Annotated in this window: 30 protein-coding genes and 1 pseudogene; 3 read left to right on the forward strand and 28 right to left on the reverse strand. The window is 57.2% G+C overall.

Going from position 1 to position 25,824, the window contains the following annotated elements; translation table 11 throughout:
• Window position 1: 1 nt before the first annotated feature.
• Window positions 2–1,063 (reverse strand): NnrS family protein, encoded by a 1,062-nt coding sequence (locus CFK21_RS12290; protein ID WP_157745661.1) that lies wholly within the window; start codon window positions 1,061–1,063, stop codon window positions 2–4.
• A 137-nt stretch (window positions 1,064–1,200) separates the two neighbouring features.
• Between CFK21_RS12290 and CFK21_RS12295 the strand changes: the two genes are divergently transcribed.
• Window positions 1,201–2,112: an ATP adenylyltransferase family protein gene (locus tag CFK21_RS12295; RefSeq protein WP_096366935.1), complete on the forward strand. Its 912-nt coding sequence runs from the start codon at window positions 1,201–1,203 to the stop codon at window positions 2,110–2,112.
• A gap of 14 nt (window positions 2,113–2,126) precedes the next feature.
• Here CFK21_RS12295 and CFK21_RS12300 read toward each other — a convergent pair whose 3' ends face one another.
• The 20 genes and pseudogenes from CFK21_RS12300 to CFK21_RS12380 all read right to left on the reverse strand — a co-directional run bounded on the left by CFK21_RS12300 (window position 2,127) and on the right by CFK21_RS12380 (window position 17,586).
• Window positions 2,127–2,369 carry a DUF4282 domain-containing protein gene (locus CFK21_RS12300; protein WP_096366936.1) on the reverse strand — a complete coding sequence of 81 codons (243 nt, stop codon included), beginning with the start codon at window positions 2,367–2,369 and terminating at the stop codon, window positions 2,127–2,129.
• A 54-nt stretch (window positions 2,370–2,423) separates the two neighbouring features.
• A complete protein-coding gene (locus tag CFK21_RS12305; protein ID WP_096366937.1) occupies window positions 2,424–3,059 on the reverse strand; it encodes a LysE family translocator in 636 nt (211 codons plus the stop codon).
• A gap of 112 nt (window positions 3,060–3,171) precedes the next feature.
• On the reverse strand, window positions 3,172–3,588 hold the full coding sequence (locus CFK21_RS12310) for a hypothetical protein (RefSeq protein ID WP_096366938.1): 417 nt from the start codon (window positions 3,586–3,588) through the stop codon (window positions 3,172–3,174).
• 821 nt (window positions 3,589–4,409) lie between these two features.
• A complete protein-coding gene (locus CFK21_RS12315; RefSeq protein WP_096366939.1) occupies window positions 4,410–4,949 on the reverse strand; it encodes a PEP-CTERM sorting domain-containing protein in 540 nt (179 codons plus the stop codon).
• Window positions 4,950–5,204: 255 nt separating this feature from the next.
• On the reverse strand, window positions 5,205–5,528 hold the full coding sequence (locus tag CFK21_RS12320) for a helix-hairpin-helix domain-containing protein (protein WP_096366940.1): 324 nt from the start codon (window positions 5,526–5,528) through the stop codon (window positions 5,205–5,207).
• A gap of 98 nt (window positions 5,529–5,626) precedes the next feature.
• On the reverse strand, window positions 5,627–5,944 hold the full coding sequence (locus tag CFK21_RS12325; protein WP_096366941.1) for a DMT family transporter: 318 nt from the start codon (window positions 5,942–5,944) through the stop codon (window positions 5,627–5,629).
• Window positions 5,945–6,027: 83 nt separating this feature from the next.
• The gene (locus tag CFK21_RS12330; protein ID WP_096367609.1) at window positions 6,028–6,327 is read right to left on the reverse strand and encodes a HigA family addiction module antitoxin; all 300 of its coding nucleotides are present in this window, start codon (window positions 6,325–6,327) and stop codon (window positions 6,028–6,030) included.
• An 11-nt stretch (window positions 6,328–6,338) separates the two neighbouring features.
• Entirely contained in the window at window positions 6,339–6,620 is a 282-nt protein-coding gene (locus CFK21_RS12335; RefSeq protein ID WP_096366942.1) for a type II toxin-antitoxin system RelE/ParE family toxin, read from the reverse strand.
• A 169-nt stretch (window positions 6,621–6,789) separates the two neighbouring features.
• Window positions 6,790–7,149 carry a hypothetical protein gene (locus CFK21_RS15305; protein ID WP_157745665.1) on the reverse strand — a complete coding sequence of 120 codons (360 nt, stop codon included), beginning with the start codon at window positions 7,147–7,149 and terminating at the stop codon, window positions 6,790–6,792.
• 86 nt (window positions 7,150–7,235) lie between these two features.
• Window positions 7,236–8,090 (reverse strand): IS3 family transposase, encoded by an 855-nt coding sequence (locus CFK21_RS12340; RefSeq protein ID WP_157745667.1) that lies wholly within the window; start codon window positions 8,088–8,090, stop codon window positions 7,236–7,238.
• Window positions 8,087–8,458 (reverse strand): transposase, encoded by a 372-nt coding sequence (locus tag CFK21_RS12345; protein WP_096366944.1) that lies wholly within the window; start codon window positions 8,456–8,458, stop codon window positions 8,087–8,089. Before CFK21_RS12345 ends, CFK21_RS12340 begins: the two co-directional genes overlap by 4 nt.
• Before the next feature lie 108 nt (window positions 8,459–8,566).
• Window positions 8,567–9,754: pseudogene (locus CFK21_RS12350) on the reverse strand (IS3 family transposase).
• A gap of 72 nt (window positions 9,755–9,826) precedes the next feature.
• Complete coding sequence (locus CFK21_RS12355) at window positions 9,827–10,477, reverse strand: DUF4145 domain-containing protein (RefSeq protein WP_096366945.1); 651 nt, start codon at window positions 10,475–10,477, stop codon at window positions 9,827–9,829.
• Window positions 10,478–10,573: 96 nt separating this feature from the next.
• Entirely contained in the window at window positions 10,574–11,311 is a 738-nt protein-coding gene (locus CFK21_RS12360; RefSeq protein ID WP_096366946.1) for an adenylosuccinate lyase, read from the reverse strand.
• A 103-nt stretch (window positions 11,312–11,414) separates the two neighbouring features.
• Entirely contained in the window at window positions 11,415–11,777 is a 363-nt protein-coding gene (locus tag CFK21_RS15310) for a hypothetical protein (RefSeq protein WP_157745669.1), read from the reverse strand.
• An 882-nt stretch (window positions 11,778–12,659) separates the two neighbouring features.
• Complete coding sequence (locus CFK21_RS12365) at window positions 12,660–12,971, reverse strand: DUF2695 domain-containing protein (protein WP_096366947.1); 312 nt, start codon at window positions 12,969–12,971, stop codon at window positions 12,660–12,662.
• Window positions 12,972–12,995: 24 nt separating this feature from the next.
• Window positions 12,996–13,559: a hypothetical protein gene (locus CFK21_RS12370; protein WP_096366948.1), complete on the reverse strand. Its 564-nt coding sequence runs from the start codon at window positions 13,557–13,559 to the stop codon at window positions 12,996–12,998.
• A gap of 100 nt (window positions 13,560–13,659) precedes the next feature.
• Window positions 13,660–14,046, reverse strand: a complete 387-nt coding sequence (locus CFK21_RS15315) for a hypothetical protein (RefSeq protein WP_157745671.1) — start codon at window positions 14,044–14,046, stop codon at window positions 13,660–13,662.
• A 970-nt stretch (window positions 14,047–15,016) separates the two neighbouring features.
• Window positions 15,017–16,249 carry an IS91 family transposase gene (locus CFK21_RS12375; RefSeq protein WP_157745181.1) on the reverse strand — a complete coding sequence of 411 codons (1,233 nt, stop codon included), beginning with the start codon at window positions 16,247–16,249 and terminating at the stop codon, window positions 15,017–15,019.
• 104 nt (window positions 16,250–16,353) lie between these two features.
• Window positions 16,354–17,586 (reverse strand): IS91 family transposase, encoded by a 1,233-nt coding sequence (locus tag CFK21_RS12380; RefSeq protein ID WP_157745181.1) that lies wholly within the window; start codon window positions 17,584–17,586, stop codon window positions 16,354–16,356.
• A 239-nt stretch (window positions 17,587–17,825) separates the two neighbouring features.
• Here CFK21_RS12380 and CFK21_RS12385 point away from each other — a divergent pair, with 239 nt between their 5' ends.
• A complete protein-coding gene (locus tag CFK21_RS12385; RefSeq protein WP_096366949.1) occupies window positions 17,826–19,238 on the forward strand; it encodes an integron integrase in 1,413 nt (470 codons plus the stop codon).
• Here CFK21_RS12385 and CFK21_RS12390 read toward each other — a convergent pair.
• The 6 genes from CFK21_RS12390 to CFK21_RS12415 form a co-directional block, all read right to left on the reverse strand.
• On the reverse strand, window positions 19,231–19,632 hold the full coding sequence (locus CFK21_RS12390) for a ClpXP protease specificity-enhancing factor (protein ID WP_096366950.1): 402 nt from the start codon (window positions 19,630–19,632) through the stop codon (window positions 19,231–19,233). The genes CFK21_RS12385 and CFK21_RS12390 overlap by 8 nt on opposite strands.
• A gap of 62 nt (window positions 19,633–19,694) precedes the next feature.
• Window positions 19,695–20,321, reverse strand: coding sequence for a stringent starvation protein SspA (gene sspA, locus CFK21_RS12395; protein WP_096366951.1), 627 nt, complete (start codon window positions 20,319–20,321; stop codon window positions 19,695–19,697).
• Window positions 20,322–20,447: 126 nt separating this feature from the next.
• Entirely contained in the window at window positions 20,448–21,191 is a 744-nt protein-coding gene (locus CFK21_RS12400; RefSeq protein WP_096366952.1) for a cytochrome c1, read from the reverse strand.
• Window positions 21,191–22,444, reverse strand: a complete 1,254-nt coding sequence (locus tag CFK21_RS12405) for a cytochrome b (protein WP_369801206.1) — start codon at window positions 22,442–22,444, stop codon at window positions 21,191–21,193. The genes CFK21_RS12400 and CFK21_RS12405 overlap by 1 nt, the downstream gene beginning before the upstream one ends.
• The gene (petA, locus tag CFK21_RS12410) at window positions 22,441–23,031 is read right to left on the reverse strand and encodes a ubiquinol-cytochrome c reductase iron-sulfur subunit (RefSeq protein ID WP_096366954.1); all 591 of its coding nucleotides are present in this window, start codon (window positions 23,029–23,031) and stop codon (window positions 22,441–22,443) included. The genes CFK21_RS12405 and petA overlap by 4 nt, the downstream gene beginning before the upstream one ends.
• Window positions 23,032–23,238: 207 nt before the next feature.
• Window positions 23,239–23,997 carry a Nif3-like dinuclear metal center hexameric protein gene (locus CFK21_RS12415; RefSeq protein ID WP_096366955.1) on the reverse strand — a complete coding sequence of 253 codons (759 nt, stop codon included), beginning with the start codon at window positions 23,995–23,997 and terminating at the stop codon, window positions 23,239–23,241.
• A 198-nt stretch (window positions 23,998–24,195) separates the two neighbouring features.
• On the opposite strand from CFK21_RS12415, the gene CFK21_RS12420 reads away from it, so the two are divergent.
• Entirely contained in the window at window positions 24,196–25,362 is a 1,167-nt protein-coding gene (locus CFK21_RS12420; protein ID WP_096366956.1) for a S1C family serine protease, read from the forward strand.
• Window positions 25,363–25,429: 67 nt separating this feature from the next.
• Here CFK21_RS12420 and grxD read toward each other — a convergent pair whose 3' ends face one another.
• On the reverse strand, window positions 25,430–25,777 hold the full coding sequence (grxD, locus tag CFK21_RS12425; RefSeq protein WP_096366957.1) for a Grx4 family monothiol glutaredoxin: 348 nt from the start codon (window positions 25,775–25,777) through the stop codon (window positions 25,430–25,432).
• Window positions 25,778–25,824: the final 47 nt, after the last annotated feature.

The raw sequence follows: 25,824 nt of genomic DNA on the forward strand, positions 1-25,824 counted from the left end.
CTCACCGGCGCCGGGCGGCCTGCCCCTGCAGCCACAGCCCCAGCAGCAGCGCCAGGCACCAGAGGCCGGCCCCCGACCACAACAGCGCCGCCCTGGCCGGGGTCGCCGGCAGCGCCGCCAGCCGGACCAGGGCCGCCAGCCCCGCCAGCACCACCGCCGGGCCGAGCAGGCGCAGCCCGTCCAGCGCAAGGTGACGCTGCAGGCGCGCCGTGCGCGCCGACATCACCAGGGTGATCGTCCCCAGCGCCCCCACTGTGAGGGCGTGCAGGGCATGGCCGGGCGGCAGCACAGCGGTGATCTGCGCCAGCCCCTTGAGCGCCAGCCCGGCCGGCAGCCACAGATACCCCAGCGCCAGCGGCCACAGGTCGGCACGCCGCCACGTATAGCCCAGCTGCCAGGCGCGCGCCCGGGCCAGCGCCAGGCCCGCCGCCGCCAGGGCCATTGCCCCGGCCAGGCCTTCCAGGCCGGCCAGGTCCCCCAGCAACTGGCCCGCCATCACCGCCGCCAGGGGCAGTTCCCAGGCCCGGCGGCGGTGATCGCGCCGGGCGATGCCCCGGCGTTCCAGCCAGCCGCCCAGCGCCGCCGGCAGCACCCGGCCGGCGATCAGCAGCATCATCAGGGTGAACAGATCCACCGTCCCGAGCAGCGCCCGCTGCTGCAGCTGGGGCTGCTGCAGCACCGCCCCCAGCCACCAGAGCGCGTCCAGCACCAGCAGCAGTACCAGCAGCAGCGGCAGGATGCGGTTCTCCGGCCGCTTGGCGCCCCGCCACAGGGCCCGGCCGGCCAGCCATGCCAGCAGCGCCGGGAACGCCACGCCGGCCGGGATGGCCGCAACCGACGCCGGCGCCAGGGCGGCCGATCGGCCCACGCCCCAGGCGGCGACCAGACCGATCAGCAGGGCGGGACGCGCCCGGGTCACCAGGAATCCCGCCGCCATCAGCATGGCATAGCCGAACAGGAGTTCATGCGCGTGCCAGAAGACGCTGCCGCCGAGACCCAGCCACAGCAGCGGCACAAGCGCGCCGAAAGCCAGCGCCAGCGGGAACAGGATGTGATGCGGCACCCGCCGAGGCCGCCCTGCCGGCCTGGGGGTCTCTATCCGTTGAGGCATGGACACAGCATAGGGTTGGCGGCGATGGCCGCAATTGATCCAGGCCAACCCCTTGCCGCGGTCAACCGTTCCTGTAGTAGGCTAGCGCCATGCACCCTGAGAGAACCAGGCCCGGGACCGCGGCACTCGCCCACGGCGAGTTCTGGCCGCGGCTGCTGGAACGCGAACGGCATGCGCTCGAGCGCGGTGCGCTGCAACCGATCGAGACGCAGCAGGCGCTGCTGGAACGCGACGGCGTCACCTGGGTGGTGCGCCAGGTATCGAGCCTGGCACGCAAGGCCAGGGACAGAGAGCGCCGGCAGACGCAGAATGATGCCGGACCGTCGAATCCCTTCCTGCCGCCCGAGGCGGATCTCACCATCGGCGCCGTCGGGCACGGGCACCTGTGCATCTTCAACAAGTTCAACGTGATCGAGCATCACATCCTGCTCGTCACCCGGGCGTTCGAGCACCAGGAATGTCTGCTCACGCCCGCGGACTTCAGCGCCCTGGCCTGGTGCATGCGCGAACGGGGCGGACTGGGCTTCTACAACGGCGGCCGGGTGGCCGGCGCCAGCCAGACGCACAAGCACCTGCAGTGGATCCCCCTGCCGCTGCTCGAGACCGGCCCGGCCGTGCCCATCGCGCCGCTGCTCGACGGGCCGGACGCGCCCGGCCGCATCGTCCGCTGTCCTGCCCTGCCGCTGCCGCATGCCTTCGTGCGCCTGGCGCCCGACGCCTTGCACGGGAACGGCGACCTGTATCACCACTATATCGCCCTGCTGGAGGCCATCGGCATCGAGGCGCTGAGCCTCGGTGACGAGACCCGCCAGTCCGCCCCCTACAACCTGCTGCTGACCCGCGACTGGATGCTCGCCGTGCCGCGCACCCGCGAGTGCCACGACGGCATCTCCGTCAACGCCCTGGGCTTTGCCGGCTCGCTGTTCGTGATGCAGGCCGGGCAGCTCGAGCGGATCAGGTCCAGCGGCCCGCTGGCACTGCTGCAGGCGGTAACGGACTGAGCGCGGTCAGGAGATCAGTTCTGGGCGACCCGCTTGATGTTGTCGTGGATCTTGAACAGCACGATCAGCAGTTCGCACCAGATCCGCGCACCGATCGCCCCGCCGACGATCATCGCGATACCCCCGAGGAAGCCGCCGGTCTGGCCGCTGAACATGAAACCCAGCCCCGAAATCAGCACTCCCAGCAGCAACAGCCAGTAAACCACGGTGATGATCTTGGGGGTGAGCATGCTGTCGAAGAAAAGGATATCTTTCATTGTTGTTTCTCCCTTATTCCCGGTTAGGTGATCTGACTCTGCACCCCCTGAAGCCTAGACCGTTCCAGTGGGCAATGCCAGCCGCAGCGCCAGCAGCACGAAGACGCCCCCGGCCAGCCGGTGCAGCCAGCGCTGCGTCCGGACCGATCCCGACAGCCACTCGCCCAGCCGCCCGGCCATGAGGGCAACGGCACCGAACACCAGCAGGGTCGCCGCGATGAACAGCGCCCCGAGCAGCCCCACCTGCAGCCCCACCCGGCCGTATTCAGGCACGACGAACTGCGGCAGAAACGCCAGAAAGAACAGCGAGACCTTGGGATTGGTGAGATTCATGATAATGCCGCGACGGTACAACTGCCCCCCGGAGAGCAGGCTGGAACGCTCGCCTGCCAGGCCCGGCGCAGCCGCGGCAGCAAAGGCCTGCCAGGCAAGGTAGAGCAGATACAGGGCACCGGCGAGCCGGAGCAGGGCAAAGGCCAGCGGCGAGGCCAGCAGCAGGGCCGCCACGCCCAGGCCAACCAGAGCGGTATGCACCAGCAACCCGGTGCACAACCCCAGCACCACCAGCAGCCCGGCCCGGGCCCCGAACAACGCCGACTGGGTGAGGACGAACAGGTTGTCCGGTCCCGGCGCCAGACCGAGCAGGACCGAGGCGGCGACAAAGGCCCCCAACTCCGGCAGGGGAATCATGCCACCGGAGGTGCGCCCGCGCGCCGGGGCCGGACACAACGAAAGGGCCGCACCGTCAGACGGTGCAGCCCCGGACGCATGTCAGTGGACGAGCAGTCAGACAAAGGCGCGATCAGCGGTTCTGGCCCATGCCGCCGCCCTGGCCCATACCGCCACCCTTGCGCATGCCGTTGCCCTGGCCCATACCGCCGCCCTGGCCCTGGCCGTCGCCTTTGCCCATGCCCTTGCCGCTGTCGCGGGCAGGCGGCTCGTCGGGCAGGGTGACGCCGCGTTCCCGTGCGCGCATCTTCATGCGCTCATGGTGCTCCTGGCGGATCTGCTCGCGCTCCTCGGCGGAACCGGCCGAGCGCATGCGCTGACGGTACTCGTTGCGCTCCTGCTCGGTCATCAGCTGGCTGCCGTAGACCTGCTCCTGCTGCTCGGACCGGTCCCGGACCTGGTCGCGGTCCTGATCCGCCGCGACCGCCAGCCCGGAAGACAGCAGCAGCGAGGCAGACAGCGCTGAAATCGTCAACATCTTCGTGTTCATGACTCACTCCTTGCTCAAATATCCGGAAAATCCTGCACCGGACGTGGTACCCGTCCAGGCATCTAAAACATAAACGAATTTCACGGGAATACCAGCCCGCTTTCCTGATGCAAATCAACCGGAGAGGATTCGGTCGCCGTCCCCTTCCCATGTGCCGCCAAGGCACAGGGCCGGCAGCGTTCAGCGGCTGGCACAGACAGCCGGGGGAGATGGCAATTGAAGGAGTGCCGGACGCCGTATTACAGAGACTGCGCATGGCAGCAGCCGTGATCGACGTATTCGCAGCGAACGACGTGAGCGGAACATGCGTCCGGGATTAACCATTGTCAGGCTTCGAAAACGATTTCTGCCGGCATGAACGTTACGGCACCTCCATACAGCACGCCCCGGTCGCCCTTCCCTTCACATGCAAGGCTGGCAGCACGCCTGGGTACCTGCCTGGCGAACAGTGTGTTTTTCCCGGGTTTGCCAGACTCGTACGGCGCGGGCTTGCAATGAGCCGCAGCCATGACAGGATCTTCTGGGACCCCCATCTTTGGAGCACAGAAACGACAGACAAAATCCACATAAGTGCCAGGCGCAGTCACGATGACACCAGGCAGAAGCCCGCAACTCGACACGGCGTACGCCAATGGCGTCAACCGGGGCCTCGCAAATCTCGCAGAGAGTCGGCGGGAACGCCGGGAAAATCCATTTTCAATTGGCAAATCAAAGCAGCTATGCGACAACAGGAGCGAAGCTGCTTTTATTCGTCCGAGTGCTTTTTGGTTCAGCAAAAAAAGCCCCGTTGATGAACGAGGCTTTTAAATATGGCCACTTGGTTAAGATGCTTTTCTTCTTCTCGAAAACCCTATTCCAGCCAACCCGAGCGCGAGCAATGCAATACTTGCGGGTTCCGGAACCGCAGAAACATCACCTGTCAGATCAGCAGTGCTGTTCGTTTCGGAAAACCCAACGGACCCAAGGCCAATTGGAACATTATTGGTAACCTGCAAAGCCAATTCGTATGTTCCTGACCCTATGATTTCCGGAAAACTGTAACTGAAATCATATAATCCAAGCGCATCAGTCTGAACGAATGAAAAACTGCCGACTGTTACGGAATTAATGAGCACATCAAAATCAACAAACGCACCGCCGTTCAAACTGTTGTAATCAAGCTCAAGCGCCAGGTCGAGTGAGGTGACGCCATTTATCCCAGTGCCTGAAAAAGTTTCCTGAACGGAATGTGAAGTGAGAAAAAAATATTCCCCGGCTGATGCCGTCGATGCTGACGTGCTGCTCGGGAAGTCAACTGTAATCAATCCTGCATTTGCTGTCCCAACAAACAGGCACACAAACAGACAAACGATTTTTTTCATTTTCTTCTCCAATTATTAAATGTTCTTAAGTGATCAGCCGAGCAACAATAATGCCATAACTTCAGCTTATTGTTTTTCGGATAATATTATTGGCTGCGCAGTCTGCCTTTTGCATGAGTGTAAAAATCACTGACACCTATCGGGAACAGGCTAAAAGAATTCTACACTTGACTAAGTACCAAGTTTCAATGCTTACGTTCAAGCTGCGTAGCGCAATCAAAGCTCATCAATGCCCACGCCGGACTGGCTGACTTGCTAGCCGTGTACTCGTTTATTTCGGCCTTCATTGAGTATTCTACCGTAACGGCGTTTGCGCTCTTCTGTATATGCCCACCACGGTTTAGGGATACCTCCGCCGACGTAATCAGTTATGGACATGAATATGTCCAGCACGCATGGGTCCTGGCGAGATTCTGTGCGTTCACATAGAATTTCATAAAGCTCCCATGCGTCACGGCCTTCCAGATCCTTTGGCACACCGATTCCGATCAATTCAAGAACCTGCGCCATTGCCGGACCTATGTTCGGAAGATCGGTAAGCTTCTTGGTTTTGGTTCTTTCGACTTTGTTCGGGTTCATAGATAGCAGCTAACGCCCCGCTAATCGTCGAGCGTTAGCGAGTCCGGTGGAGGCCACAGCTTTTGTGGCCGGAACGAATTTGAGCAGCTTGTTAGCACTTAATGCGCCAATTTTAATGTTGCTACCCCAGCCACAATCAGCACGACGCCGAGATAACGAAGAATTGACGCCGGATCGCCGTAATACATGACCCCAACCAAGAAAGTGCCTGCCGCGCCAATTCCAGTCCAAACAGCATATGCAGTGCCAATGGGGATTGAGCGCTGAGCGAGAAAAAGAAAGAAACCGCTCATACCCATGAACAGAACAGCAACACCAATTCCGGTCCAGCGGGTCTCTGAAATTTGTGCCATCTTAAGCCCAACGGGCCAGCCGATCTCCAACAAGCCAGCAAGCAACAAATAAAACCAACCCACTACGAAACTCCTATTGATTGCTAACGTCGCCCATAAGCCGCGCGATCTTCCTGTCGGCATGATGGGCTGGTTAGTACCCTTTTCTATGCCGCATGGGGCGTAACTTCTTTGTCCAGCCGTTTGGCGAGCTCCGCTTCTGCACACAAAAGATCGTAACGCGACTGAAGATTGAGCCAAAACTGCGCCTCCATGCCAAAGTACCGACCGAGGCGCAACGCCGTATCAGCTGTAATAGACCGCTTGCCTTGGGTAATTTCGCTTATACGGCGTTGCGCCACACTGATATCTTTTGCAAGGCGGTATTGAGATATACCCATGGGCCGCAAGAATTCCTCAAGCAGAATTTCACCAGGATGAATGGGATCGAAATCTCTCTTAGCCATGACTGACACCTCTAATGATAATCAACGATATCCACCTCATGAGCATCACCGGCTTTCCAGATAAAGCAGATACGCCATTGATCGTTGATTCGTATACTGTATTGACCTGCCCTGTCACCCTTCAGTTTTTCAAGACGGTTGGACGGTGGAATTCTCAATGATTTGAGATCGCTCGCCGCAGCGAGCATTTCCAGTTTCCGTGCCGCAAGGCGTTGAATGTCTTTGGGAATCCGCTTCGAATAGCACCCCTGATAAATCTTCTCAGCTTCCTTGCCCTTGAACGATTTGATCATAGCGAGGAATACTATTGTATCGCGTTAGTATTGTCAAGCAACACTATTTTGGGTCTCGTGAGTTCTAACGCCTAGCTCAGCCGAGGAGGCGCGTCAGCGCCGATGTCGGATGGAGCGACGTGTTATGTGTTACTTCGATGCACAAGCTCACTTCGCACTCCTAGACCAGTTACATGCACTCTCTTTCTTTTGAAAATAAATTTGATGAGCTGCATTTCACTAACCAACGGCGGAGCCCGGTATTAAGATTCTGTTGCCACTGCACCAATTTTGACTCTACCTGTGCATCCGTTAATGGGAATTTGCTAGGCGCACTACCTACCCAGAATTGAACCTGACATATTGCTTTACCAGCACAAGCATTACCTACCGCAAGGCGATAGACATCTTCATTGTCTTTTTGTGTGGCATCTACAGCCACGAAATGCATGATCCCTGACTTCCCTGTGATCTTGTAATCATCGCTCGCAGTCGCAATAATAGGCAGCCAAACGACAAAAAATAAGAATAAATTAGTAATACTCTTCATTTCTCAAACCTCTCTCTTGTTGTTACACATAACGATAAAGCTGTGCGGCGCAAACGAAGTGATCTAGCACCACTTTAGTGGACACATTAAGCGCCGAGTTTTTCATATTTCTCTGGTGATTGATAGCCAAGTGATGAGTGCAATCTTTCACGGTTATAAAATTCGATATATTCCACGACGTAAGCCACAGCTTCGATTTCATTCTCGAAGGTGCGCTGGTGAATGAGCTCTGCTTTCATGGAATGAAAGAAAGATTCCATCGCGGCGTTATCCAACGGATTACCTTTACGACTCATGCTGCGATTGAAGCCTGACTCCGTCAGCATATCTCGGAACTCATGCGCGGCATATTCTATCCCCTGATCAGAGTGGAACAGACAGCCCGATTTTGGTTGGTTTCTCAACAACGCCATTCGTAACGCGCTTTTCGTGAGCTCGGTATTACGCTTCTTGCTGAATGACCAGCCGACAACCTTGCGGGTAAACAGATCGAGCACCACGGCATGATAGAGCCAGCCTGAGCGTGTGCGCAGATAGGTGAAGTCACCGACCCATTGCTCACCAGCCCGCATTGGTGCTTCCATCTTCGCGAGCTGATTACCGGTTGAGGAATAAAATTCATGTTGCCCTGGCCGCCAGACATACAGTCCTGTTGTCGCCGCCTTGATGTCCATTTCTCGCATGAGTCGATTAACGCGCCTACGGCTACAGCTATAGCCTCTCCGGCGCAGTTCCTGATGCATTCGGGCCGCACCATAGCAACGACGAAGGCCCTGGTGTAGCTCCTTGATTAGCTTCATCAGCTGCTTGTCGTATTGACGATGCTCGCTTATAGGGCGTTCGCGCCAGGCATAGAAACCACTACGTGAAACGCCCAATAACCGACAGAGTGTTGAGACTTTATGAAAATCGCGATTCTTCTCAATGAAGGTAAATTTCACTTCTTTGCTTTCGAGAAGAACCGCTTGGCTTTTTTTAGGATATCCAGCTCCTCCTGATTTGCAGCCAGTGACTTTTCTAGTTCCTTGATCCGTTTCTGCGCCTTGACGAGTTCCGCCTCTGCCTCAAGGTTGGCCCCTGGTTCCCGCGCAGGCTTGGTTTTCGTTGTCGATTTCTTTTTCACTGAATATCCACTCCGCAAGGTACCGTTCTTTTTCTCCAGGCGCCAACGATACAACATGACGGGGTGTATCCCCAGCGATTCGGCAACGGCAATGGCAGTGATATCGGGGTGGTCTGCCAGCTGAATCGCTCGCAGCTTGTATTCCAGTGTATAGCGGTCGTACTTCTTCTTGATGACTTTTCCCATTTGACCCTCTTCAGTAGTACAGTGGTAAACTGTCTACCAAAGTGGTGCTAGATCAAAGCGCAGTGTAGTTTGCGTGATATTCCCCCGATAAAATGGACACCCGGTTTGTCACGCTGTTTTTTGTTCATACTCTATCGGCGACAGGTAGCCCAAACCCGAGTGCAACCTCACCGCATTGTAAAACCGATTGATGTATCGGGACAGGGATCTGCGCAATGTGCTTGTCCGTCTATATACCGAGCCACGAACAAGCTCCCCTTTGAGACTATGATAAAACGACTCCATGTGCGCGTTGTCCGTACAGCGCCCCGGACGGTTGAAGCTCTGGCGAATGCCATGCTGTTTCATCAGATCTCGGAACTCATATCCGGTAAACTCAATTCCTCTGTCAGTATGTAGAATGATGTTGCTTGGACGCCCTCGTTTCTTCAGCGCATATGCCAGGGCGGCTTGAGTGAGCTTTGTCGTGCGCGTGGCTGCCAGTGACCAGCCTATTATCCGTCGCGAATATCGATCCATGACGGTAGCAAGATAGCGCCATTGCTGATTGACTTTCAAATACGTCACATCCGCCACCCAGACCTGATTGATAGCCGTGGGCGCTTCCAGGCCTTTCAATAAATTCTCGCCTGCCGTCTTGAAGCGCATCAGTCCTGGCTGACGGCGCGTGACCAGCGTCACCCTGGCCCTCAAACCTGCCCTCGCATTAGCCTTTCTACCCGCTTCCGGCCCACCAATACCCCCTGTTGTCGCAGGGCTTGATGGACCCGGGGGCTCCCGTAGCGACCCTCGCTTCGCCAATAGATGCGCGATATATGCTTCAGGAGCTGTTGATCTTCCTGGTGGCGCTGCGAGGCTTGCGTTTCTCCCAAGCATAAAGGCCACTGGTGGAGACGCCCAGCCAGTGGCATAGAAACCTCACTCCGATTTCCCGGTATCTTTGGACGAATCCAAATCGTTCTGATGTTGTTCCGCCAGATACCGTTGCCACTTTTTTAGGAGATCGTTCTCCTTTCTCAGGCGCTCGTTATCCCGTTTTAGTCGATCAATCTCTGATAAATCCTGTAGATTAATCGTCGTTTTCTCTTTGTCCACTCGCACGCGTTTCCGGCCATCCTCTTGTAGTTTTCCGTCGCGGTATTCCATTCGCCAGCGTGACAACATGAAAGGATGAATATCCAGCCCTTCAGCCACTTGCTTGACTTGAATTCCTTCCTGGTAGCTAAGCCGTACCGCCTTAACTTTGAAATCGTTTGTATATTGCCAGGTCTTTCTGGGTTGCGTGTATCTTGCCATTTTCACACCTCCTGAGTTATCAGAAGGTGTCCACTAAAGCGGGGGAACTACAACGTCGGCTGGGGCGCTTGGTTAGGTGCTTTCTTTTTCATTATCGTCGCCATCCCTTTTTTGCACCGCATCTCTTGCACCTTCTGGCAGTTGAGAATATAACTCATCAATTTCTTTCGGCCGCGTAATGCGATCTTCGACGATAAAGTTAATCATACTAAAAAGATTTTGTGCGATATCTGGAGTGTCATTCAGATCTATTTCACCAGGATGTACTGCGTTGTTGCCGACTACCCGGCAAAAGTCTAGTGCTTTCTGAACCTGAATTGGCAACCCGCTTGCCACCAAAGACTTTATATCATTGTTGATGTTTTCTCCGCTTTGCCCAAGTTCGGCCATTAATTTCTGAACAGCTAACCGCAATAGAGCAGCTGCAGCTCTAGGGGAACGACCAAAAACAGATCTAGCCTCTTCGTATTCAGCTTCACAGGACTCAGGTAAATCTGGGTGCGAAGGTGGGACTGGCGAATCAGATGGCACGATCATTCTTTGTTGGTACCAATAAGTATGTTCGCCACAATGACTACATACCGATGCCTCGAAATCGGTGCCACGAGCATTACTATGCATATGGGTATAAAGACTGAACCAGGATTGGCGAGCGAAAACATTGCAATAAATACAATGAAACTGATTTTCCTGGTACGTTGGTGGATAGTATTTATGCTGCATCTGCTATTCCTATTGGCACCTAACGATAAAGCTGTGCGGCGCAAACGAAGCGCAGTGTAGTTTGCGTCCGAACGAGCGCCTTGTTAGGCGATTTTGTCACGGAAGAAGTAACCAAGTAACTTGATACACATGCCCGAGCAAGTATTGTACGCGCTCAATCGGTTTTGAGCGTTCCACAGCTTTAGTTATGGCTGCTTGAAAACGAGAGTCCCTCGTACGCATTACCAACTCTTGACTCAATGCTTCAATATAACCTTCGTCCAGCACATTCTGTTTCAATTCAGGTCTGTTATCTTCCCCTCCAGAGTACGACTTTTTAAATTTTCGGACTTCAGAGTGGAGTGTCGGATTTGTACCATTTGGTGCAAATGTTATGTTGTGACGATCAGCATCATAAATATCACCAACATCAAGAGGATCAAGAAGGATTGCATTACCTGCAATACTATTTGCTCGGAAATGTGTTTCTAGCTCATGGCTTAGATGAAAGCGTGGCGCGCAGTAAAAAGCATTGCCTTTTGTTCTACTCAACTCACACAGCGTGTTGTGCTGTTCGTTATCTACCGGAAACCGAAAATAAGGGCCTCCGTGAGCATCATAAAAATGAGCATTTCTCCCGGCTTTCTTTTCGGCGAATGCAGCAACCTTATGTTGAAAAAACACCGACCGAGTATAGTGCCCATGGTTCAACCTGAACTCAACATCGTAGCCTAAATCCTTCTCCATCTGCTGAGATGGAATATGTGGATGGCTTGCGAGCAAGGCAGCATTGACTTGGCAGTATTCTGCGTTGAAGCAGAACTCAAAAGTCCTTTCACTGAATCCTGGGCTCATCAATATTACCTTCGTTAAAGCGCCTAACGCTGGAGGTGAGGGGCCGAGGCGCCCGCGCCAGCGGGACCCGAGGTCCCTCTCGACCGACGTGTTAGGCCGCGGTTCATGTGCGGAACATGTTGTAGATGTGGATGGGGAAGCCAACAAACCCTGTTACAATCCCAAGAACCACGATGTAGTAACCAACTGAAGCCGATAAGAACACTGCGACTAACCAGCCACAAAGTGCGACGACAAAACCAACGACTCCAATACGTAAACCGAGAAGCTTTCTAGGTGGTGTGGCTTTTTCAAACGATACAGTTGATTGCCGGAATAGCCCGGCAATGCCAACAGCAATAGCCGCAATAACCGCCGCCCCGACCGAAAAGGCCCAAGGGTCCGCGGCTGAAACCTTGGCAAGCGACAGACCGAGAAGGGCTGCAACGCTGACAATGGCAAGGCTTTGAAATAGGCGAGCGTTCATATCGGCCTAACGGTTGAAGCCAGCCGCGCCTGCGAAGCAGGCGTCGGCCTGGGCTGAATTGTTAGGCCCGCTACCACGTATTCTCAGTATGCTCTGTAACACCCCTCCCCCTCGGAACTGGCATTAACGACCCTCATTTCCTTCGACTCAAACTCCAGAAATACCGTGCAAGATTCTCTGTCTATTCCATACTGTGCCCAGTAGTTTTCATAAACGTACAGGGTGTTTCCGTTGGCCAGGGTCCTTACTTGAGTTGGCTCTCTTTCACCCACGAATGCTCGTCCTGGATGATGCTTTAAATCTTTGAGTGTCCGACCAATGGTGTTTTCCAGACTTTCAGAGAAAGCGGCCTGCATTTTATGCATCGGTAGTGAGCACGCGGATACCATTAGTAATGTAAAAAAATAGAACCTGATATATTTCATTGGGCCTAACGCCTGAGTTAAGGGGCGACGTGCGAAGCACGACGTCCCAGCCCGAAGGGCGACTTGAACGAATTGTTATATGGCATATAGCACTTTCTACGTGTTTGCGTTTACGACAAGAACAACGAAGGCAACCATGCCTAGACCCAAAAATACAAATTTTGCTTTTGAATAAAACTGCCCACGTTTTGTTAATACCGAATACGGCGGCGACTTAACCGCGACACCAGGCCCGTATTTATCGTGGCTTTTACTCCAATGCTCAAATTCATGATCCGGAATATCAGTTCGAATTTCTTTCCTTTCCCAGGCAGCAAAGCAAAGACCTACCCCAATAAATAGAAATGAAAATAAGAGAAGAACAATGCTCAACATTTAATCACTGACATATAACGTTTAAGCTAAGGGGCCGCAGGAAACCGCGAAGCGGTTTTGCGGTCCCGTCTTAAGCGCCTTGTTATGCGTCTTCATCAAGGTGCCAACCTACAATATCCCCAACATCATCATATACATTGTATATGACCTCGCAATCACATCCGCCACCATGTTCGATGAGCCAGGGAACAACCAGCTCTGGATTGAGATTATTAGCTTCAAGGAATTCAATTGATTCCTTAAGTGTATGATCACATTCGGGAGCATCTTCCCGGTTTAGAAAGCTCAAAAGACTTTTTAACTCTTCGATGCCCATTGGGATGGACGCACGGATAGCATCCTGCTCGTTTTGCTTATACTGCGCCTTCAGTTTCTTTTTCTTTTCTTTATCCATTTTTACTTACGCATAACGCAGAGTTTACCGGCGCGACGAAGGAGCGTCCGGTAGAGCGCCTTGTTGTGTGTTGGCTCCCATCTGTAATAGATCTATAAAATCTGAACCAGCAGCACTCTTGATGGGGAATTCGTTATTTTGAAGCTCCCGAACAATCTCTGGAAGCCGGTGTATGGTTATTCCGTGCTCGGCAATAAGCGCTACTTCCTGCTCAGATTTGACGTTATTTATGACTAGCTCCGAGGACCACTCGCCTCTCCACAGAGTTTCCATAAGCGACCGCTTCTTGGCGGCATGGAACTTTCCCTCAACCCACTCGGCGACACCTTTAACAAGCTCCTCCGGCGAACGTGCTGCGCTATTCGCAGCCCGACCAGTCTTTCGTGCGGCTTTCGGCACCTTAGAGATGTAGCTGACTGGCCTCATTGAAGCCTGGACCTCAACATGGCGACAGACAGGGCTTTCGCTTGATCTGAACTTCACCGCAACCAAATCAATTTCGTTAACACCAAGACGGATGCCACGGATAGTGAAGTAACCCTGCCTATTCAACCACTCTTCAACAATTTCTTCGGCCAAAAGGGCCATAGCAGTACCTCGTTACGGACACACAACGGTTCGCCTCAAGCGCGCGGCGTAGCCGCGTCGCTTTGGAGGCGTTTGTTAGGGCGGCCTTTTCCATATGATGTCATTGAGTTATCAGCGGCTTCAAACGGTCCGAATACTTGAAGCAAGTGCCATTATTTCCCTCATATTCAATTCGTCTGACAATATCCTGCTCGGTCTGCATTTTAATCGTACAGCTCAGTGGACCAGGATCAGGAATATAAGATGTTGATGTTGCATTAAAAGGCTGGTTTCCTGCGTTTCCAGTAGTTGTTGTGGTGACAGCTGTGGGAAATGGATTTCTTTCCGATGTGGTCCACACATAAACTTTCTTTCCCGCGACGACATACTCATGATCCGGTATACCAAGATAGTCGATTGCAACATTGATATTTTTATCTTTTAGCTTTGGCAGCGCACGGTTAAATGTATCAAAGCTCATTGCGCAGGCAGTTAGCAGCAATGTCATTATTATGACTGCGTACAATGTTTTCATTAGCGGTTCTCCAGATCGTATATTATGTATTAGCGCTCTCCACGCCATCAATCCAGTTCAGTACACCTTCACTAAATAGGCTGACTGACATTGACAGTTCCCATGACCGCTTTCCTTCCTGTTCGGCGCCTCGGAAAGTGGTAGTCGGTATCTTTACCCCGTTCTCCAAGTATCTGGACACAGAATCAGCATGAATGATTTTGTCGCAAACATCTTTTATCGAGAAGTTGGTAAGGAGATCAGCGTTGTTTCGATATTTATAAAGAAACCCGCAATTAGAAACATAAGCCACTGTAGATGCGTGATCGACGCCTTGATAGAATTTGGTGCGGAGTCCAATCGCGAGGTTTAGCAGGCTGGCCGTAAACAATTCTTGATACGCAGCCTTTGTCTTTTCTAGCCCTCCATGGCATGTGCTATCGACAAACAGATGATAGGCGGCTAGATCTAAGGCATGACATTGGATTGCAAGCGTCCGCAATAGATCATATGTAACCTTGTGCGTACCAAGTATCTCCATGTTTTCGCCCTAACGCACTGCATCACCGGTGAAAAACCGAAGCGAAGCGAAGGATTTTTATCCGGTGCATGGCATTGTTAGCCGTATAATCAAACCTCAATGTCATTGTCGACCACAACACTAACTTCACTAAACACATGAGGTAAATCATATTTTAGGCATTCCAGCGTTATCTCCGGACTCACAACCTCAAACTGAGGCGGAACCAATTCTGAATCCCCATTCTCGATGCTCCAGCAAAGCCACCGCACATACACCTCCTCCCCATTCGAGGATTTCTCCCAGACAGGTTCACCTGACACACTAACATGCAAGGTACAGCCTGGACCTTCATGTTCAGCTATAGCCATAGAGATGCGCTTTAACAAAGGGGAGTTATTAACGTTAAGTTTCACTTAATTCTTTTACCTTACGGCTAACGTTTTAGTTGAGCCGCCGCCCTCCGGCCAAAAATTTTTCATCCATCCCACTTGGCGGGGACCACCCAATGCCTGTACGGTCGGCTCGAACGCCTTGTTGCACAAGCCCCACCTCGTGCGCGGCCGGCGAGGGACTCTTTATATAGGATTTTTTGCGACGGGTGCTGCGATAGTGCAGTAGGGCCGCGCCGCAATCCGGACAAACCCGCGTTGCCTTGGGCGGAAGTATGACCTCCTCACCCCGAGGCCGTCCCAGCTGCTCGCGGACGCAATCGCGCTTGTCGCGCGCTCCGGGCACGTAGAGCCCATAGTAGCGCAGATTATGCTGGCCTTTCACGGGAACATGCCACAGCAGCCGTCGGATAAACTCCTCAGTCTTGAGCGTTATTGACTTGTCTTTCCCATCCCGATGATCGCGATAGCGAAAGCTCACCTGCTCGTCGTCATAACGGATCAACCGCGCATCCTTGATCGGCCCGCCACGGAGGTAGCGGGACAGATAGTTGGTCACGCCGCTGCCGTGATCGTAGGGCCCCTGGATACATACATTCCACCCTTTACGTGCCACCCGGGCAAGCACACGCCGCCAGTCACGGTCCTGCCAATGTCTCGGCAGTCTCAGGTCTCCCTTAGCATAGGCCACGTTCAACCAATTCAGCCATTTCCCCCGGAACTTGGCTTTGAGTACGCCAACGGGTAGCAAAAAGGGCTTCTTCAGTTCGCGCCAGTCCTCACCCGACACGCCGCCTCCTGTCACCAGCATGTGGACATGCGGATGAAACGACGCTGTCCGCCCCCACGTGTGCAGCGCGGCCAGGATCCCCACCTCAGCGCCGAGGTAACGCTCATCGCGTAGCAGCTCCCGTAGCGTTTCCGCCGCTGCCTTGAATAAATGATCGGCGCTCCATTGGCGATTGTATTGCCAAAGCTCATTCAACTCATGCGGCAATGTGAATACCACATGGTAGTGCGTGCACGGCAGCAGCCTTGCACGCGTCTTGTCCAGCCATTGCTGATTGTAGGCATGCTGACACCGTGGGCAGCTGCGATGACGGCAGGCATGGGCCTGTTGCTCAATATGCCCGTCCCGTTCACACAGCCATTCCTCATAACCCAATTCATTCTCACAGCATTGCATTATTGCCATGGCTGCGTGATGTTGGTCGACACTCACTCCATGCTTATCCCGGTAGCACGCATAACTCTGTGCCAGGATGTTCTTCAGGGTCGCCTCCATGCGATCCTCCTCCGTGTTTTTTTTATGTGCTATTATCTTGTAATCGCTCGCCAATGTACGTTAGCGATCACTTCTCTTAACCTTCCTTTTATTTGTGCAACGTTTTAGTTGAGCCGCCGCCCTCCGGCCAAAAATTTTTCATCCATCCCACTTGGCGGGGACCACCCAATGCCTGTACGGTCGGCTCGAACGCCTTGTTGCACAAGCCCCACCTCGTGCGCGGCCGGCGAGGGACTCTTTATATAGGATTTTTTGCGACGGGTGCTGCGATAGTGCAGTAGGGCCGCGCCGCAATCCGGACAAACCCGCGTTGCCTTGGGCGGAAGTATGACCTCCTCACCCCGAGGCCGTCCCAGCTGCTCGCGGACGCAATCGCGCTTGTCGCGCGCTCCGGGCACGTAGAGCCCATAGTAGCGCAGATTATGCTGGCCTTTCACGGGAACATGCCACAGCAGCCGTCGGATAAACTCCTCAGTCTTGAGCGTTATTGACTTGTCTTTCCCATCCCGATGATCGCGATAGCGAAAGCTCACCTGCTCGTCGTCATAACGGATCAACCGCGCATCCTTGATCGGCCCGCCACGGAGGTAGCGGGACAGATAGTTGGTCACGCCGCTGCCGTGATCGTAGGGCCCCTGGATACATACATTCCACCCTTTACGTGCCACCCGGGCAAGCACACGCCGCCAGTCACGGTCCTGCCAATGTCTCGGCAGTCTCAGGTCTCCCTTAGCATAGGCCACGTTCAACCAATTCAGCCATTTCCCCCGGAACTTGGCTTTGAGTACGCCAACGGGTAGCAAAAAGGGCTTCTTCAGTTCGCGCCAGTCCTCACCCGACACGCCGCCTCCTGTCACCAGCATGTGGACATGCGGATGAAACGACGCTGTCCGCCCCCACGTGTGCAGCGCGGCCAGGATCCCCACCTCAGCGCCGAGGTAACGCTCATCGCGTAGCAGCTCCCGTAGCGTTTCCGCCGCTGCCTTGAATAAATGATCGGCGCTCCATTGGCGATTGTATTGCCAAAGCTCATTCAACTCATGCGGCAATGTGAATACCACATGGTAGTGCGTGCACGGCAGCAGCCTTGCACGCGTCTTGTCCAGCCATTGCTGATTGTAGGCATGCTGACACCGTGGGCAGCTGCGATGACGGCAGGCATGGGCCTGTTGCTCAATATGCCCGTCCCGTTCACACAGCCATTCCTCATAACCCAATTCATTCTCACAGCATTGCATTATTGCCATGGCTGCGTGATGTTGGTCGACACTCACTCCATGCTTATCCCGGTAGCACGCATAACTCTGTGCCAGGATGTTCTTCAGGGTCGCCTCCATGCGATCCTCCTCCGTGTTTTTTTTATGTGCTATTATCTTGTAATCGCTCGCCAATGTACGTTAGCGATCACTTCTCTTAACCTTCCTTTTATTTGTGCAACAGTGTCTTAGACGGATTCTTTAGTATTGGTAATAGTGCGGAATCGGGATATTGTGCGAACAGCCGATTCGGCATAGTATTTTTGTTGCCGGACTGGTTTATCCGGGCAGGATGCCCGACCTGAACAAGGAGTGTTCATATGTCCGAATCCCCTGGCGGCGGCGATCCCGCCGTAGTTCGTTTTTATGATAATTATCTGAAATGTCTGCATAATGCCGGCATCCCCCAGAAACAGCGGCGCTGGTTTGTCAAGCATATCGAAGGCTTTGTCGAGGCGCAACGCGGGCGCGGGATCAGAACCCTTTCAGCCGCAAACATCAGCCAGTACCTGGAAACGATAGGCCGCCGGAAACGGCTTACTGACTGGCAGTTTCGGCAGATCGTTCATGCTATCCGGATATTGTACTGCGGCCTTCTGGCTTCCCCGTTGTGTCAGGAAATTGACTGGCAATACTGGATCGATGCATCCCAGCATCTCGGCAGCGATCATCCCTCACAGGCAAGGCAGCTGACGCCAGAGGAGCTAGGCCATCTCAAGGAACGCTCCGGCAGCGGGCCGCTCAACCATGTCAGGGCCAGTCACCGCGATCTGCTGGTCCGTTTCACCACCGAGATCCGTGCCCGCGGTCTCGCCTACCGCACCGAACAGAGTTACGAGCAGTGGCTCTGCCGCTTCATCCTGTTCTGTAAGGGGGCATCACCCGAGTCGGTGGGCCCGCCCGAGGTCAGGGCGTTTCTGGATCATCTCGCCGTCATCCGCCATGTCAGTGCCAGCACCCAGAACCAGGCCCTCAATGCCCTGGTTTTTCTCTACAAGCAGGTCCTTGGACGTGATCCCGGCGATCTTGATAGCTTTGTCCGCGCCCGGCGGCCGAGGAATCTGCCGGTGGTACTCAGCCGGGACGAGGTCACTGTCCTGTTGTCACATCTTACAGGCACTGCACATCTTATCGCCTCCCTGCTGTACGGAACCGGTATGCGCCTGCTGGAGGGGCTGAGACTCAGGGTCCAGGATATCGATTTCGCCAATGGGCGCATCCATGTCCACCGCGGCAAGGGCAACAAGGACCGCTACGTCCCGCTGCCGATCAGCCTTCAGGACTCACTGAAGGAGCAGATCAGAACGGTGGAACGGCTGCATCGCGATGATTTCGCGGCCGGGCACGGAGAGGTCAGGCTGCCCGATGCCCTGGCACGCAAATACCGCAACGCCGGGCGGGAGTTGAAATGGCAGTACCTGTTCCCGTCCACTCGCCTGGCGGCAGACCCTTACGGCGGCACGATCCGTCGTCATCACCTGCACGAGAGCGCGCTGCAGAAAGCGGTAAAACGGGCTGCGGCGGTATCCGGGCTGAACAAGCGGGTGGGCTGCCATACCCTGCGGCACAGCTTCGCCACGCATTTACTGGAGGCCGGACACGACATCCGCACGGTGCAGGAACTGTTGGGGCATGCCAACGTCTCCACCACCATGGTCTACACGCATGTGATGAACCGGCCCGGGGTGGGCGTGTGCAGTCCGCTGGATATCGGTCGGGGCGGGGTTACTTGACCACCTTGAGCGAGGGCCGGCCCTTGTCGTCGACGGACTTGCCCTGGTCCGGGCCACCGCCGCCGTCGGGCGGCTCGGGGCCGTATTCGTCCTCGTTGAACATCATGCCGCGGCCGTTTTCCTGGGCGTAGATGGCGAGCACGGCGGGCAGCGGGATGACGATCTCCCAGGCGCGGCCCTGGAAGCGGGCGCTGAACAGGATGTACTCGTTGCCCAGTTCCAGCCCGGCGACGGCGGTGGGATTGATGTTGAGCACGATCTTGCCCTCGTCGACGAACTGTTGCGGGACTTCGACGCCGGGATAGTCGGCATTGATCAGCAGATAGGGGGTCTGGCCGTTGTCGATGATCCAATCGTTGATGGCGCGGATCAGGTACGGCCGGCTGGGGCTCATGTCTTCCATAGGACCGGACTTGCAGATGCGGCGCGGAACGGCGGCGTTCCGGCCGGTGAGTTTCAGTCGCGCATTTCGCGTTCGGCGTCGGTCAGGCTCTGCTGGAACGAGTCGCGGGCGAAGATGCGCTCGGCGTAGTCCCAGACGGCCTTGGACTGCTTGGGCAGATCGATCTTGTAGACCGGCAGCCGCCACAGCAGCGGGGCCACGTAGCAGTCGATGAGGCTGAATTCCTCGCTGAGGAAGAACGGCATGGCGGCGAACACCTCGGCGCTGGAGGCGATGCTGTCGCGCAGCATCTTGCGGGCCTTGGCGGCGGCCTTCTCGCCCTTGGTATCGATATCGCGCAGCAGGCCGTACCAGTCCTGGTCGATACGGTACATGGCCAGGCGCGCCTTGGCGCGGGAGACCGGGTCCACCGGCATCAGCGGCGGGTGCGGGAAACGCTCGTCCAGATACTCCATGATGACGTGGGAATCGTAGAGCACCAGTTCGCGGTCCACCAGCGTCGGCACGGTCTGGTAGGGATTCAAATCGATCAGGTCTTCCGGCAGGTTGTCCAGATCGACATTGACCACTTCCACGGTGATGCCCTTTTCGGCCAGCACGATGCGCGCGCGGTGGCTGTAGGGACAGTTGGCACTGGAAAAGAGCGTCATGACGGAACGGCGATTGGCGACTACAGCCATCTGGATTTACTCCTGGGCGACTCCGGGTTGGGCGTACGTGCGCAGAGTATACCTGAAAAGCACCGAGCCGGGGCGTACTCGAACGCCACCGGCCCGGGGCTTACCTGTACTGTCTGGAACGTGTTGTCAGTGCACGTCCTTCCAGTATTCCTTCTTCAGCATGTAGGCCAGGATGGTGAAGATCACCAGGAAGCCGATCACCCACAGACCGATGCGCTTGCGCTCGAGCCGGATCGGCTCGGCGATATAGGTCATGAAGGCGGTCAGGTCACGTGCGGCCTGATCGTATTCGGCCGGGCTCATGCTGCCCTGTTCGACCAGTTCCAGATCGACGATCGCCTTGTGCTCCTTGCCCTCTTCGTCGACCGTGGTCTCGTAGACCGGCTGCTGGAAGCCCTGCAGCTGCCACAGCACGTGCGGCATGCCCACCTTGTCGAAGATCAGGTTGTTCACGCCGAAGGGACGTGAATCGTCCAGGTAGAAGGAGCGCAGGTAGGTGTAGATCCAGTCCGGACCGCGGGAGCGGGCGGTCAGCGACAGGTCAGGCGGATTCACCCCGAACCAGGACTCGGCCTGCTCGCCCGGCATGGCGATGGTCATGGTCTCGCCGACTTCCTTGCTGGCGAACATCAGGTTGTTGATCACCTGATCGTCGGTCATGCCCAGGTCCCGCGCCATGCGGTTGTAGCGCTGGAACTGCGCCGAGTGGCAGCTCAGGCAGTAGTTGGTGAACAGTTTGGCCCCGCGGCGCAGCGAATCCTTGTTCTGCAGGTCGATGTCGGCGGAGTCGAGATGGATATTGCCTCCCCCTGCGGCCTGCGCCAGAACGGGGGTCAGCATGAACAGCAATGCAAAGAGAATCTTTTTCATTAGTGTGTCACCCTTTCCGGTACCGGCTTGGTGGAATCCATCCTGGTGTAGATGGGCATCAGCAGGAAGAACGCGAAATAGATCGCCGTGAAGATACGGGCGAGCAGCGTCAGGGTTTCCGTTGCCGGCTGCGTGCCCAGCCATCCAAGCACGATAAAGGAGATCACGAACAGCGTCAGCGCGCCCTTGTACAGCGGGCCGCGGTAGCGGATCGACTTCACCGGGCTGCGGTCGAGCCAGGGCAGCAGGAAGAAGATCAGCACCGCAACACCCATGGCCGCCACGCCGGGGAAGGCCGAGCCGGCGATCGAGGGCACGGCGCGCAGGATGGCGTAGTAGGGCGTGAAGTACCAGACCGGCGCGATGTGCTCGGGCGTCTTGAGCGGGTCGGCCGGCTCGAAGTTCGGCGGCTCGATGAAGTAGCCGCCCATCTCCGGCACGAAGAACACCACGATGGCGAAGAAGATCAGGAACACCCCCACCCCGAAGATATCCTTCACGGAGTAGTAGGGATGGAACGGGATGCCGTCGACCGGAATGCCGTTGGCGTCCTTGTTCTTCTTGATCTCGATGCCGTCGGGGTTGTTGGAGCCGACCTCGTGCAGCGCCATGATGTGCGCCACCACCAGGGCGATCAGCACCAGCGGCACGGCGATCACGTGGAAGGCGAAGAAGCGGTTCAGGGTGGCATCGGCGATCACGTAGTCGCCGCGGATCCACAGCGCCAGGTCGTCGCCGACGATGGGGATGGCCGCGAACAGCGAGATGATGACCTGAGCGCCCCAGTAGGACATCTGGCCCCAGGGCAGCAGGTAGCCGAAGAAGGCCTCGGCCATCAGCGCCAGGAAGATCAGCACGCCGAAGATCCAGATCAGCTCGCGCGGCTGCTTGTAGGAGCCGTAGAGCATGCCCCGGAACATGTGCAGGTACACGACGATGAAGAAGGCCGAGGCCCCGGTGGAGTGGATGTAGCGGATCAGCCAGCCCCATTCCACGTCGCGCATGATGTACTCGACCGAGGCGAAGGCGCGCTCGGCATCGGGCTTGAAATGCATGGTCAGGAAGATGCCGGAGACGATCTGGATGACCAGCACCAGCAGCGCCAGCGAGCCGAAGAAGTACCAGAAATTGAAGTTCTTCGGCGCATAGTATTTCGCCATGTGGTCGTTCCACAGCGAACTCAGCGGGAAGCGGCCGTCGATCCAGCCCATCAGGCCGCCCTGAATCTTGTCGTTGTTTGAACCGGCCATCATGCAGCTCCTTGATCTTCGCCAACGAGGACAACGGTATCGCCGATGTAGCGATGCGGCGGCACCGGCATGTTCAGCGGTGCCGGCATGCCCTTGTAGACACGCCCGGCCAGGTCGTACTTGGAGCCGTGACAGGGGCAGAAGAAACCGCCCAGCCAGTCGTTGCCCAGATCGGCCGGGGCCACATCGGGGCGGTATTTGGGCGAACAGCCCAGATGGGTGCAGATGGCGACCATGACCAGGACGTTCTCCTTGATGGAGCGGGCCTGGTTCTGGGCGTATTCGGGCTGCTCGGAGGCCTGGGAGTCGGGATCGCTGACCCGGTCGGTCAGTTCATCCAGGCTCTGCAGCATCTCGTCGGTGCGGTTGACGATCCACACCGGCTTGCCGCGCCATTCCACGTTGAGCATCTGGCCGGGCTCGATCTTGCTGATGTCCACCTCCACCGGCGCCCCGGCCGCCTGCGCCCGCGCGCTCGGCCACATGGACTTGACGAAGGGAACGGCCACATACACGGCACCCACGGCACCGACCACGCTCGTGGCGGCGGTGAGGAAGCGGCGCCGGCTGGTATCTACGCCATCACTCATCTAAGGCTCTCCAGGTAATTTTGATCAGACATATATTTAAAAGGCTTCGTTATGGCCCATGCAGGCGGGTCATTCTAGGCGGGCTGGCCGCGGAATGACTTGATGTTGATCAGGCTCGCGCGCCGGGAGAGCCCTCGTGCCGGACAGGCCCCCGGAAAAGCGCAGATTTTCCACGAACTGGCGAATAAGGTCAAACCCGGCGCGGTTTCAGACCGGGTTGTCGATATCGATAAACCGATGTTCCAGACTGAATTTTTCTGCCAGATGCCCCCCCAGGGCACGGGGGCCGCCGCGCTCGGTGGCGTGATGCCCGGCGCCGAAGTAGTGGATGCCCAGTTCCCGGGCCAGGTGGGTGGTCTGCTCCGAGGCCTCGCCGCTGATGAAGGCGTCCACGCCCAGGGCGGCGGCGGCCTCGATATAGGACTGGGCCGCGCCGGTGCACCAGGCGAGCCGTTCGATGCGCTCCGGCCGGCCGGGCAGGTGCAGCGGCGCCCGTCCCAGCCGGGTCTCGAGCCATCCGGCCAGTTCGGCCGGGGTGAGCGGCTGCGCCGGCCGGCCGTGGCAGGCGATGTCCGGCCCCCGGCCGCCGCCGAACCAGCCTTCGATGTACAACTCCAGTTCCACGGCCAGTTGGGCGTTGTTGCCCAGTTCCGGGTGGGCATCCAGCGGCAGGTGATAGGCCAGCAGACTGACGCCATGCGCGAGCAGCGTGGCAATGCGCCGGCGCTTCATCCCCACGATGGGCGCCGGCTCGCCCTTCCAGAAGTAGCCGTGATGGACCAGCAGGACATCGGCCCCGGCCTCGATGGCGGCATCGACCAGGGCCTGGCTGGCGGTCACGCCCGAGACGATGCGGCGCACCTCGCCCCGACCCTCGACCTGCAGGCCGTTGGGGCAGTAGTCCTGAAACTCGCCGACCTGCAACAGGGCGTCGCTGTACGCAACGAGTTCGTCGATTGTTACCATGTGCGTCCCCGGCCGGTGGAGAAATCAGGCATAATCATTCTTGGACAATCTCCGAGTTACTGCCTTCCCCGTCATCCCAGTGCAGGCCGGAATCCAGAGGTTTCGCAGACATGGATTCCCGCTTTCGCGGGAATGACGTGAAGGGTCATACTCAATGAGTATGGAAATCATACGCAAATCGAACAACAGGATCGACTCATGGCCAAACGCAACCTGCTGACCTTCCTGGCCCAGTCCATCGTGGTGGGACTGATGGCCGCCGCCCTGCTCTACGTCTTCAAGCCGGAACTGTTCAGCAGCGAGGCGCCGGCGGTGGTGGAGGTCCGGGAGAGCCAGCGCAACGCCCCCCCGGCCATCGCCCCGGCCGGCGGACCTGTCTCCTATGCCGACGCGGTGGCCGCGGCCGCGCCGGCCGTGGTCAATATCTACAGCGCCAAGATGGTGCGCGAACCGCTGCATCCGCTGTTCAGCGACCCCCTGTTCCGGCAGTTCTTCGGTGACGGCTTCGGCCCGCAGCGCGAGCGTCTGCAGACCAGCCTGGGCTCGGGCGTGATCATCAGCCCGCAGGGCTACATCCTGACCAACAACCATGTGGTGGGCAACGCCGACGAGATCCAGGTCATGCTGGCCGACGGCCGCAGCTATGCGGCACAGGTGGTCGGCAGCGATCCGGAGACCGACCTGTCGGTGCTGCGCATCGAGGCCGACGACCTGCCGGTGATCGTGCTGGGCGAGGCCGATGCCCTGCGCGTGGGCGACGTGGTGCTGGCCATCGGCAACCCCTTCGGGGTGGGTCAGACGGTGACCCAGGGGATTGTGAGCGCCACCGGGCGCACCCAGCTCGGCATCAGCACCTACGAGAACTTCATCCAGACCGATGCCGCCATCAATCCCGGCAACTCGGGCGGGGCGCTGATCAATGCCCACGGTGAACTGATCGGGATCAATACCGCCATCTTCAGCCGCTCCGGCGGCTCCCAGGGCATCGGCTTCGCCATTCCCGAAAGCCTGGCGCGGGACGTGATGAAGCAGATCATCGAACAGGGTGAGGTGGTGCGCGGCTGGCTGGGCATCGAGGCCCAGGACCTGAGCCCGCAGCTGGCCGAGTCCTTCGAACTGGACAGCACCGACGGGGTGCTGATCGCGGGTGTGCTGCGCGGGGGGCCGGCCGATCAGGCCGGCCTGGAACCGGGTGACGTGCTCGTCGGCCTCAACGGCAAGCCGGTGAGCAGTTCCCGCCAGGCCATGAATGCCATCGCCGCCAGCCGCCCGGGCAGCCGACTGCAGATCGAGGCGGTGCGGCGCGGCCGGCCGCTGGCGCTGGAGGCCGTGATCGGCCGCCGGCCGCAGGCCCGACAGCAGTAAGGCATAAAAAAACCACGCCCGCGGCGGAGCCGGGGGCGTGGTCGCAGTGGTCAGCCCGCGAACGGACTTACTGGGCGGCGGAGTCGCCCTGCCCGGCCTTGCCGGCCACGGCCTCCTTGACCATCTTCTCCAGTTCGCCGTTCTGGTACATCTCCAGGGTGATGTCGCAGCCGCCGATCAGTTCGCCGTTGATGTAGATCTGCGGGAAGGTCGGCCAGTTGGCGAAGCGCGGCAGATTCTCGAACACCTCGGGATCGGACAGCACATTCACGTAGGCGAACTCCTCGCCGCAGGCCTGCAGGGCCTGGGCCGCGCGGCTGGAGAAGCCGCACATGGGCATCTCGGGGGTGCCCTTCATGAAGATCACCACCGGGTGGGTGTCCACTGCCTGCTTGATCTTGTCCATCACGTCCATCGTCATTACCTCGGGTCGTCAGCTTGAATTCGGGATTAACCCACTGT

The organism is Thiohalobacter thiocyanaticus, assembly GCF_002356355.1.
GTDB lineage: Bacteria > Pseudomonadota > Gammaproteobacteria > Thiohalobacterales > Thiohalobacteraceae > Thiohalobacter > Thiohalobacter thiocyanaticus_A.

Coding starts and splice junctions, on each gene's coding strand:
- CFK21_RS12295 (WP_096366935.1), top strand. CDS start 1,201: ATGCACCCTGAGAGAACCAGGCCCGGGACCGCGGCACTCGCCCACGGC.
- CFK21_RS12300 (WP_096366936.1), bottom strand. CDS start 2,369: ATGAAAGATATCCTTTTCTTCGACAGCATGCTCACCCCCAAGATCATC.
- CFK21_RS12305 (WP_096366937.1), bottom strand. CDS start 3,059: ATGATTCCCCTGCCGGAGTTGGGGGCCTTTGTCGCCGCCTCGGTCCTG.
- CFK21_RS12310 (WP_096366938.1), bottom strand. CDS start 3,588: ATGAACACGAAGATGTTGACGATTTCAGCGCTGTCTGCCTCGCTGCTG.
- CFK21_RS12315 (WP_096366939.1), bottom strand. CDS start 4,949: ATGAAAAAAATCGTTTGTCTGTTTGTGTGCCTGTTTGTTGGGACAGCA.
- CFK21_RS12320 (WP_096366940.1), bottom strand. CDS start 5,528: ATGAACCCGAACAAAGTCGAAAGAACCAAAACCAAGAAGCTTACCGAT.
- CFK21_RS12330 (WP_096367609.1), bottom strand. CDS start 6,327: ATGGCTAAGAGAGATTTCGATCCCATTCATCCTGGTGAAATTCTGCTT.
- CFK21_RS12335 (WP_096366942.1), bottom strand. CDS start 6,620: ATGATCAAATCGTTCAAGGGCAAGGAAGCTGAGAAGATTTATCAGGGG.
- CFK21_RS15305 (WP_157745665.1), bottom strand. CDS start 7,149: ATGAAGAGTATTACTAATTTATTCTTATTTTTTGTCGTTTGGCTGCCT.
- CFK21_RS12345 (WP_096366944.1), bottom strand. CDS start 8,458: ATGGGAAAAGTCATCAAGAAGAAGTACGACCGCTATACACTGGAATAC.
- CFK21_RS12355 (WP_096366945.1), bottom strand. CDS start 10,477: ATGCAGCATAAATACTATCCACCAACGTACCAGGAAAATCAGTTTCAT.
- CFK21_RS12360 (WP_096366946.1), bottom strand. CDS start 11,311: ATGAGCCCAGGATTCAGTGAAAGGACTTTTGAGTTCTGCTTCAACGCA.
- CFK21_RS15310 (WP_157745669.1), bottom strand. CDS start 11,777: ATGAACGCTCGCCTATTTCAAAGCCTTGCCATTGTCAGCGTTGCAGCC.
- CFK21_RS12365 (WP_096366947.1), bottom strand. CDS start 12,971: ATGGATAAAGAAAAGAAAAAGAAACTGAAGGCGCAGTATAAGCAAAAC.
- CFK21_RS12370 (WP_096366948.1), bottom strand. CDS start 13,559: ATGGCCCTTTTGGCCGAAGAAATTGTTGAAGAGTGGTTGAATAGGCAG.
- CFK21_RS15315 (WP_157745671.1), bottom strand. CDS start 14,046: ATGACATTGCTGCTAACTGCCTGCGCAATGAGCTTTGATACATTTAAC.
- CFK21_RS12375 (WP_157745181.1), bottom strand. CDS start 16,249: ATGGAGGCGACCCTGAAGAACATCCTGGCACAGAGTTATGCGTGCTAC.
- CFK21_RS12380 (WP_157745181.1), bottom strand. CDS start 17,586: ATGGAGGCGACCCTGAAGAACATCCTGGCACAGAGTTATGCGTGCTAC.
- CFK21_RS12385 (WP_096366949.1), top strand. CDS start 17,826: ATGTCCGAATCCCCTGGCGGCGGCGATCCCGCCGTAGTTCGTTTTTAT.
- CFK21_RS12390 (WP_096366950.1), bottom strand. CDS start 19,632: ATGAGCCCCAGCCGGCCGTACCTGATCCGCGCCATCAACGATTGGATC.
- sspA (WP_096366951.1), bottom strand. CDS start 20,321: ATGGCTGTAGTCGCCAATCGCCGTTCCGTCATGACGCTCTTTTCCAGT.
- CFK21_RS12400 (WP_096366952.1), bottom strand. CDS start 21,191: ATGAAAAAGATTCTCTTTGCATTGCTGTTCATGCTGACCCCCGTTCTG.
- CFK21_RS12405 (WP_369801206.1), bottom strand. CDS start 22,444: ATGATGGCCGGTTCAAACAACGACAAGATTCAGGGCGGCCTGATGGGC.
- petA (WP_096366954.1), bottom strand. CDS start 23,031: ATGAGTGATGGCGTAGATACCAGCCGGCGCCGCTTCCTCACCGCCGCC.
- CFK21_RS12415 (WP_096366955.1), bottom strand. CDS start 23,997: ATGGTAACAATCGACGAACTCGTTGCGTACAGCGACGCCCTGTTGCAG.
- CFK21_RS12420 (WP_096366956.1), top strand. CDS start 24,196: ATGGCCAAACGCAACCTGCTGACCTTCCTGGCCCAGTCCATCGTGGTG.
- grxD (WP_096366957.1), bottom strand. CDS start 25,777: ATGGACGTGATGGACAAGATCAAGCAGGCAGTGGACACCCACCCGGTG.